8 protein-coding genes are annotated in these 8,316 nt (G+C 60.5%); 4 read left to right on the forward strand and 4 right to left on the reverse strand.

What is annotated here, in order from left to right:
- Window positions 1-128: 128 nt before the first annotated feature.
- A complete protein-coding gene (locus PMI31_RS19865; protein ID WP_008020107.1) occupies window positions 129-1,169 on the reverse strand; it encodes an Ldh family oxidoreductase in 1,041 nt (346 codons plus the stop codon).
- A 332-nt stretch (window positions 1,170-1,501) separates the two neighbouring features.
- Between PMI31_RS19865 and PMI31_RS19870 the strand changes: the two genes are divergently transcribed.
- Window positions 1,502-2,509, forward strand: coding sequence for a FecR family protein (locus tag PMI31_RS19870; RefSeq protein WP_008020109.1), 1,008 nt, complete (start codon window positions 1,502-1,504; stop codon window positions 2,507-2,509).
- A gap of 58 nt (window positions 2,510-2,567) precedes the next feature.
- Here PMI31_RS19870 and pvdQ read toward each other — a convergent pair whose 3' ends face one another.
- Window positions 2,568-4,910, reverse strand: a complete 2,343-nt coding sequence (gene pvdQ / locus PMI31_RS19875; protein WP_008020110.1) for a bifunctional acylase PvdQ — start codon at window positions 4,908-4,910, stop codon at window positions 2,568-2,570.
- Between the two features lie 249 nt (window positions 4,911-5,159).
- Here pvdQ and PMI31_RS19880 point away from each other — a divergent pair, with 249 nt between their 5' ends.
- Window positions 5,160-5,531: a hypothetical protein gene (locus tag PMI31_RS19880; protein ID WP_008020112.1), complete on the forward strand. Its 372-nt coding sequence runs from the start codon at window positions 5,160-5,162 to the stop codon at window positions 5,529-5,531.
- An 8-nt stretch (window positions 5,532-5,539) separates the two neighbouring features.
- Here the strand turns inward: PMI31_RS19880 and PMI31_RS19885 are convergent, their stop codons facing one another.
- Window positions 5,540-5,728 carry a hypothetical protein gene (locus PMI31_RS19885; RefSeq protein WP_007970993.1) on the reverse strand — a complete coding sequence of 63 codons (189 nt, stop codon included), beginning with the start codon at window positions 5,726-5,728 and terminating at the stop codon, window positions 5,540-5,542.
- Between the two features lie 158 nt (window positions 5,729-5,886).
- On the opposite strand from PMI31_RS19885, the gene PMI31_RS31075 reads away from it, so the two are divergent.
- A complete protein-coding gene (locus PMI31_RS31075) occupies window positions 5,887-6,024 on the forward strand; it encodes a hypothetical protein (RefSeq protein WP_008020113.1) in 138 nt (45 codons plus the stop codon).
- A 7-nt stretch (window positions 6,025-6,031) separates the two neighbouring features.
- On the opposite strand, the gene PMI31_RS19890 is transcribed toward PMI31_RS31075, so the two are convergent.
- Window positions 6,032-6,958: a LysR family transcriptional regulator gene (locus PMI31_RS19890; protein ID WP_008020114.1), complete on the reverse strand. Its 927-nt coding sequence runs from the start codon at window positions 6,956-6,958 to the stop codon at window positions 6,032-6,034.
- A 117-nt stretch (window positions 6,959-7,075) separates the two neighbouring features.
- On the opposite strand from PMI31_RS19890, the gene PMI31_RS19895 reads away from it, so the two are divergent.
- The gene (locus PMI31_RS19895) at window positions 7,076-8,071 is read left to right on the forward strand and encodes an aldo/keto reductase (RefSeq protein WP_008020115.1); all 996 of its coding nucleotides are present in this window, start codon (window positions 7,076-7,078) and stop codon (window positions 8,069-8,071) included.
- Window positions 8,072-8,316: the final 245 nt, after the last annotated feature.

Here is an 8,316-nt window from a genome sequence, read left to right on the forward strand (position 1 = left end):
CCTACACAAACACTGAACACTACTGCAGGAGCTGGCTTGCCAGCGAAGGCGTCGGATCAGTCGGAATCCACCTTGCCGACGCACCGCTTTCGCCGGCAAGCCGGCTCCTACACAGGTTCTACACGGTGTCAGTCCCCAGCCAGCTCCCGCAGGTTCGCCAGCGTCCGGGCATCCAGCTCGATGCCGTTGGCCTGCGACCTGGCGCGCTGCTGATGACGCCGGTCACCCGGCAAGCGCTTCAAGCCGACACCGTGCATTTGTCGCACCAGTTCCTGGCTGCGCTCGGCAAAACCTTGCCCCGCCGCTTTGCTCGGATCGATCACGATCAGCAATTGGCCAGTCCAGGGCGTCTTGGCGCCAGGGTGGTTCTTCCAGTCGAATTCGAAGGAAAAATTGCCGCCGGTCAGTGCCGCCGCGAGCAACTCGACCATCATCGACAACGCCGAGCCCTTGTGCCCGCCAAAAGGCAGCAACGCGCCGCCCTCAAGAATCGCTTTCGGGTCTGTGGTCGGCTGGCCGAGACTGTCCACGCCCATCCCTGCCGGCAAGCGTTCACCCTCGCGTGCGGCAATTTGCACATCACCATGGGCAATGGCACTGGTGGCAAGGTCGAAGACAATCGGTTCGCCGTCGGCCCGCGGGGCGGCAAAGGCAATCGGGTTGGTGCCGAACAGCGGCCGATCGGCACCGTGGGGCACGACACAGGTCATGCTGTTGACCACACTCAAGGCCACCAGGCCTTCATAGGCAAAAGGTTCGACATCCGGCCACAGTGCAGCGAAGTGGTGTGAGTTACGAATCGCCAGTACCGCGATGCCGGCGCTCCGCGCTTTCTCCACCAACAGCTCGCGTGCGGCGGCCAGGGCCGGTTGCGCAAAACCGTTGGCGGCATCGACCCGCACGAAACCTGAAGCCACATCCTCGACGATCGGAACGGCCTGGCCATTGACCCAACCACTTTGCAGTGTGGACACATAACCCGGCATCCTGAACACGCCGTGACTGTGCGCGCCGTCGCGCTCGGCGCCCGCGCAGTTTTGCGCCAGCACCCTGGCGACGTCGGCCGAGGTGCCGTGACGCAAGAAAATCTTCTCTAGCAAAGCGCTCAACGCTTCAAGGGACAGGTGTTGCGAGACCGCAGTGGAGGCGTGATCGTGTGGCGCAGACATCTGAAGCTCCAGACTAATTATTGGAGGGGGCAACAGCGTACGTAGACCGCCGATTAACAACGCGCCGGGAGCGAGCTGTCAACCCTTCGATTGCGCAGGGATGCCTGACTCACCTGCTCCACTGTTTTTCTCCGAAGCCTTTCGCTCAGCAATGCCGTTTAGAAGTACAACCGCCTTCAACGTTGGCCCACCGGGCAGGTCCACGAATTCTCCCAGCCGAAAAGAACGCGGCGCTCTGACAAAAAATAAATGCACGTTGATGGGTAATTGCCATGACTGATGTTCTCGCAGACTTCCCCCAAGGTTAGAATGCACGAAATCAGGATGAGCCAATGACCGAACACACGCTCTCGGAAGCCGAATACGACGCCATCACCGACGCCGCTGCGCATTGGTGCATGCGTCTGCACGCCAATGATTGCACCGAGCAAGAGCGCCAGGCATTCGAGCAATGGCGGGATGCGCATCCGCTCCACGCCATCGAGTACGAAGCGATGCTGGAAATCTGGGATGTTGCCGGGGACTTGCCTCGCCCCGCCCCCGCCCCGGTCGTGCCGCTGGCTCGCGCCAGGCCACAGGCGGCCTGGCGCACCATGGGCATTGCGGCCGCCGTGTGTGCCCTGGCGTTGCCGCTGGCCGCGCTCGGCGGCTGGCACCTGGGTTGGCTACCCAACTCGTACCAACATTTCGAATCGACCGACAATGTCCGCACGGTCACCTTGAACGATGGCAGTCAGGTTGAGTTGAACCTGGGCAGTGAACTGACCTACAGCAACTACAAGGATCAGCGGCAAGTCACGCTAAACAAAGGCGAGGCCTTCTTCAGCGTCAGCCACGACACTCGACACCCGCTCATCGTCAAGGCGGCCGAGGGCCGCATACGCGTGACCGGGACCCAATTCAACGTCTGGATGTATGAAGACCAGGTGAAGGTGAACCTGATCGAAGGCTCGGTGCTGGTCAGCAGCAACGATGACCTGCCCGGCGACGGCCTGCGGCTGGGTCCGGCGATGCAGGCAAGCTATCGCCGCGGCGATTTCACTCCGCGCATCAGCGATACCTATGACAACGACAGTTCGCTGGCCTGGCGCCAGGGCAAACTGGTGCTCGACGATCTGGCGCTGGCCGATGCATTGCCCCTTATCAACCGCTACCTGGATAAACCGTTGAAGGTCGCTGACAGCAGCACCGGCTCGATCCACATCGGCGGCATCTACAACATCAAAGAGATCAACGGCCTGGTGAAGTCCCTGCCCCGGGTGCTGCCGGTCTACCTGACGCGCAACGACAACGGCAACCTGGTGGTCAACGCGATTCCGCAAAAGGCCCCTAAAAGCTGAAAAGGCCGCAACCCTTGCGGGGTGCGGCCTTTCTCGTTCGTTTCGACTCCCCTTCAGATCACTGCGCGGCCACCTTGGCGGGCTTTGCCTCCTGCTGACGAATTGTCTGCACCTGATAGTGCGGATCGGAAATGATCTGTTGCTCGGTGAACGGCAACACGCTCAATTGCTTGTTCGAAAACGCCTGGGTCTGGTCCCGGGAATACTTCGACGCCGGGTCGCTCGATAACGAGAACGCCAACAAGCCTTTGGCCTGTGGCCCCTGCTCATCAAAGGTCACCACCTGCAAGTAACTGGTGCCGCTGACCACTTCACGCTTGCCGTCGGATCTCGGCACGCTCTGGATTGCGTTATAGACCCCCAGCGTGCCCGGCCCGCCGTGAATCGGTGTTTGCTGGCTACCGCTGCTGACCACCTGGATATCGCCCCAGCGGCTGTCTGGTTTGAGGCCCGCAGCGCTGACTTGTTCGACCGAGGCCAGCATCGCCGCTCGCAGCGCCTGCGCCACGTCCGGGCGATCGATCGCCAGGCCACGCGGGGTGTATTGCGGGTCCAGCGGATCGAACGCCACGCGCCAGACGTCCGGGACCGGCTCCAACGCCTCCATGACATTCTGGAAGTGGACAAATCCAAGACCGCTGTTCAGGTTTGCCGTGCGATCCCACGCTTTGAGGCTGGCACACAGGGGCGTGAGCACTTTTGCGTCGGTGCCGAGATCTTTCGCGCAGAACTGCAGCAGATCGGGCATCACTTGAGCGGCCAGGTACACCTGATCGTCCATGACCATGTGTTGCAAGTCCGCCGACCCGACCTTGGCCAGCGTATGCAAGCGATCCAGCGCAAAACGCGAACGCAAGCCCAATGGCTGGCTGTCCTGGCTGATCAATGGCGAGTAGCCGGTCAGCGGTTGCGCCGGGTTGGCCAGCCACGCCGAATCGTTGGAGTGCTGGACAAAATCCTTGCGCAGCAATTGCGGCAGCTTGTCCGAGGCATAGATGCCGGCCTGCGCGGCCAGCGGGTCGATGTCCCAGGCGCAGGCACTGTTGGAGCCGTCGAGGATGATCATCTGCAGGCCGATCCGCGGATCGCTGCACTGGGCGAGCTTGGCAGCACTGACGTTCGGCACCACCGACAGGTTCATGTACAGCGTCTGCCCCTGATCGTCCGCCGCCAGCGTGTTGACCCACGGAATGCCCTGGATCCTGTGCACCGAATCCTGGAAATCCTTCAGGTTGCGGGCGCGGTTCATTGCATACCACTGTTGCAGCACGCGATCGTTATCCAGGTTGGCATCGCGCAAGCTGTAGGCGTACTGCTGGTCCCAATCCAGCTTTCCGGGCCATTGCACCACCGGTCCGAACTTCGAGCTATAGACCACGCGGGAAACCGCCTGGACCTGCCCGTCCGCCTGTTTGACGTTGACACTCAGGGTTTGCTTTTCCATCGGCAAGGACTGGCCGTCGAGCAGGTAACGGGTCGAATCCCTGGGGTCGAGTTGCAGACGGTACAAGGTGAAATGCCTGGACGAGTCCACGGTGTGGGTCCAGGCCAGATGCTGATTGAAACCGATGTTGATCACCGGCAGGCCGGGCAGCGCCGCGCCCATCACGTCCAGTTTGCCGGGAATGGTCAGGTGCATCTGATAAAACCGCATGCCGCCCACCCACGGAAAGTGCGGATTGGCCAGCAACATGCCGCGCCCGTTGAAAGAACGCTCGCTGCCGACCGCAACGGCGTTGCTGCCCCGTTCCAGGGCAAAGCGCTGCATCCGCGTGGCGGCGACCTGGAAACCTGCGTTTGACGCCTGAGTAAGCGCCTCAGGCGGTGTGGCCCCGGCCAGGGCCTCGGCAAATTGCCCGACTCCGCCCTCGACCAGCAGGCGCCGGGTCAATTTCACCAGATCCATCGAAGTGATATTCCGCACCCAGTCACCCTGGCATTGCGTCGGCAAACCCTGTGCACGACGTTCGGCCAGCGAACGGTTATAACCCGCCACGTAACCCTCAATGAGTTCGCGAACCTCAGGAGGTTGCGCCTGCCAGAAACCGGCCACGGCCTGCGGTGAATTCAACCAGGTGAAAAACACATCGCTGACCAGGTTCTCCCGCGCTTCGACGGTGAACTGATCCGGCCCGAAATACCGCGAACGTTCGCCGTTCACCGTAGTGATCTCGTTGGCCAGCAGGCACAGGTTGTCCTGGGCGTAGGCATAGCCGATGCCGTAGCCGAGCCCGCGCTCGTTATCGGCACGGATGTGCGGCACGCCGAAACTGGTTCGGCGGATGTCCGCGCTCGTTTGCGCGGGCGTACCGTTGGCGCTCGCAGCAAGGCTCAGCCCCAGGCTCAACCCCAGTGTCACACCCGCCAGGCTCAACCTGGCTAACTGGCTGGAAATAATCACGCTCGCTCCTGATCGAAAAAACGATGGCCACCGCTGCGCATACCCACACGCAGTGTGCCTCCCTGTAGGGACGAAGCTCACACCAGAAATTTAGGGTTTTACCGCCTATTGGTACAGGGTCTGACAGGTTGATCACACGCTGGCGACAAAATTTCTACATTTGAGCCTTCATGATTTGCGCTGCTCATACGTCTAGTCCTGTGAGAGCGCCCACTTTTTCCTGGTCAGGCTCTGAAAAGGAGTTTTGCAATGTACAACTCGCAACTGCCAACGGACGGTAGCAATGCGCCAAAGGGGACTTCCTTGGGAGTCAGCGTATTCGAGCCGCGTACCGATCGCCACAACAACGAGCGCATCAGAATCCTGCTCAAAAGCTTTGGTCTGCGGACCAGCCTGATCCGCCTGAAAGTCATCGATGCCTTGCTGACGGCCGCCGAAAGCGACCGCAGCCTTGGCGTGCGTGGCGTGCACAGCCAATTGCTGGACCTGGATATTCCATTGTCCTTTCTCAGCGTGCGTGAAGTGCTAAAGCGCTTGTGCAGCGAAGGCGTGATTGTCCTCAACCCCGACAAAAGCTACAGCCTGCATCCCCAGGCTGCTGCCATTCTGCGCAACCCATGAGCCAATGATCAGGGCTTGACCTTGCGGCGCATCACGCCATTGATGACCACCACGATCACCGCCACACCGATGGCGATGTACTGGAACATTTTTTCGCTGATGACGCCGGTGTTCTGCAACCAGGAAAGGCCAAACATGATCCCCAGTACCACCAGGGAGATCAGAATCGAGTATTTCAAACGTTGCGACTGAGTCATTGCGGGTTCCTGAATCTGAAAAATGTATCCGGTTTGTATCGACATGCATGCCAGGCGCTTACCCTGTTTCGGGAATAACCTGCTATAAGCGCGGTCTCATGTTACAGCCGATGAAGAGTTTTAGCTTCATTACGGCGATAACCATGAGGATCTCCAAAATGTTGCGTCGAATCACACGGCTGATTCCCCTGCTTGCCCTCCTGACCCTGAGCGGTTGCATTATTTACCCCCATGGGGGCCGGCACCACGATCACTACTACGGCCATGGCGGACCGGGTTACTACCAACATCGTTAACGGCGGCTCAACGCCCCAAGTCCTTTCTGTAAAAGTCATTGCCAGGCTGGGCACACAGTTCTACCAGCCAATCGACAAACACACGCACCCGCCGGGATAACTGGCGGTGCGGCGGATAGAGCGCCGTCATCGGCATGCCCGGTGGCGGCACTTCTCTCAGCACTTCACACAAACGTCCCTCCTCCAGTTGCCGCGCCACGTGATAGTACGGCGTCTGCACCAGACCATATCCGGCCTCGCACGCCGCCAGATAGCCATCGGCACTGTTGACCGCCACCTGCTTGGGCAGGTCGACCGACTGCACCTGGCCGTCCACGACAAACTCCAGCCCATAGCGTTTTCCGCTGCTGCTGGAAAAGTACTCGACCACCTGATGCCCGCGCAGGTCATCCAGCGTACGTGGCGTTCCGTGGCGCTGCAGATAGCCTGGGCTGGCACAGGTCACCTGATCCATCATCACCAGCGGTCGCGCCACCAACGAATCGTCCAGCGGCGAGCCACCGCGCAATACACAATCGACACCTTCGCGAATCAGGTCGATTGGCCGATCGTTCAAGCCGATTTCCAGTTCGATCAAGGGATAGCGAGCGGTGAATTGCGGCAGCGCCGGGATCACCACCAGGCGCCCCACTCCCGCCGGCATGTCCACGCGCAACAGCCCCTTGGGATTGTGGCGTGCAGCACTGAACACCGCTTCGGTCTCCTCAAGATCCGCCAGCAAGCGCACGCAACGCGGGTAATAGGCCGCACCGTCGAGCGTCAGGCTGATCTGCCGCGTGGTGCGTTGCAGCAGTTGTACACCCAGATGCGCCTCCAGTTGCTTGATCAGGATGGTCACCGAGGCCCGGGGCAATTGCAGGCTGTCGGCGGCCCTGGCAAAGCCACCCAGCTCGACGATTCGGGTAAAGACGCGCATGGCGTTGAAACGGTCCATTGCTGGTTCCACCGGCAGATTGTTTAGATTTAACGAATAGTGATAGCCGTTTTAGCCGGTTTATCTTGTTTCTGTCGAGGTGAACAATGGCGATTCACTTCATAGGGAGCTGATTTCATGCACACACGTCAATTGGGAAAAAACGGTCCGCAGGTTTCGGCCATCGGCCTGGGTTGCATGGGCATGACCGACTTCTATACCACCGGCACGGACACCCGCGAAGCCACCGCCACCCTGCATCGCGCGCTGGAACTGGGCGTCAACCTGCTCGATACCGCTGACATGTACGGCCCGCACAGCAATGAAGAACTGATTGGCAAGGCCATAGCCGGCAAGCGTGATCAGGTGTTCCTGGCCAGCAAGTTCGGTATCGTCCGCAACCCGGCGAACCCCGGCGCCCGGGGCGTCAATGGTCGGCCGGACTACATTCGCCAGTCCATCGACGGCAGCTTGAAACGCCTCGGCGTGGACACTCTCGATCTGTATTACCAACACCGCATCGACCCGCAGGTGGCCATTGAAGAAACCGTTGGCGCCATGGCCGAGCTGGTCAGTGCCGGCAAAGTCCGTTATCTGGGACTGAGCGAGGCCTCGGTGACGACGCTGGAACGGGCGCACAAGGTTCATCCGATCAGTGCGTTGCAAAGTGAATATTCGTTGTGGAGCCGTGATCAGGAAGAAAACGGTTGCCTGGCGGCCTGCCAACGCCTGGGCATCGCCTTTGTGCCTTATAGCCCGTTGGGCCGGGGGTTTCTGACCGGCGCATTGAAAAGTCCGGATGATTTCGCGGCAGACGATTACCGCCGTTTCAGCCCGCGCTTCCAGGGCGAAAACTTCGCGAAGAACCTGCTGCTGGTGCAGCAGGTTCAGGCGCTCGCGGCAGAGAAAGGTGTGACCGCCGGGCAACTGGCACTGGCGTGGGTGCTGGCCCAGGGTGATTACCTGATCCCGATTCCAGGCACCAAGCAACGTCGATACCTGGAAGAGAACGTGGCTGCACTGCAGGTGACGCTGAGCGTTGAAGAACTGCACGCGCTGGAGGCGGTCTTTGCGGCGAATGCCACCGCTGGCCTGCGTTATCCGGAGGAAGTCATGAAGCTGCTCGACCGGTAAGGGTCGCCGGCCCGTTCGATGAACTGAGCGGGCCGGACAACACGGCGTCAGGTCTTGACCGGGAGACCATTTCCAGATCGCAATAGCAAGATCAAAAGATCGTCCGAACGCGGCCCGAGCCTTCGTCAGTTCCTACAGGTGAACGCGTGCACCACCAAACAACGAGGTCGAGCGTTAGCTCGCCTCGCGGTGCTGTTGCGGTGCACGCCCCCTCGAGAGGCCGAGCGCAGGTTCTGCGCAGTGGG

Source organism: Pseudomonas sp. GM55, from assembly GCF_000282395.1.
Lineage (GTDB): Bacteria > Pseudomonadota > Gammaproteobacteria > Pseudomonadales > Pseudomonadaceae > Aquipseudomonas > Aquipseudomonas fluorescens_CC.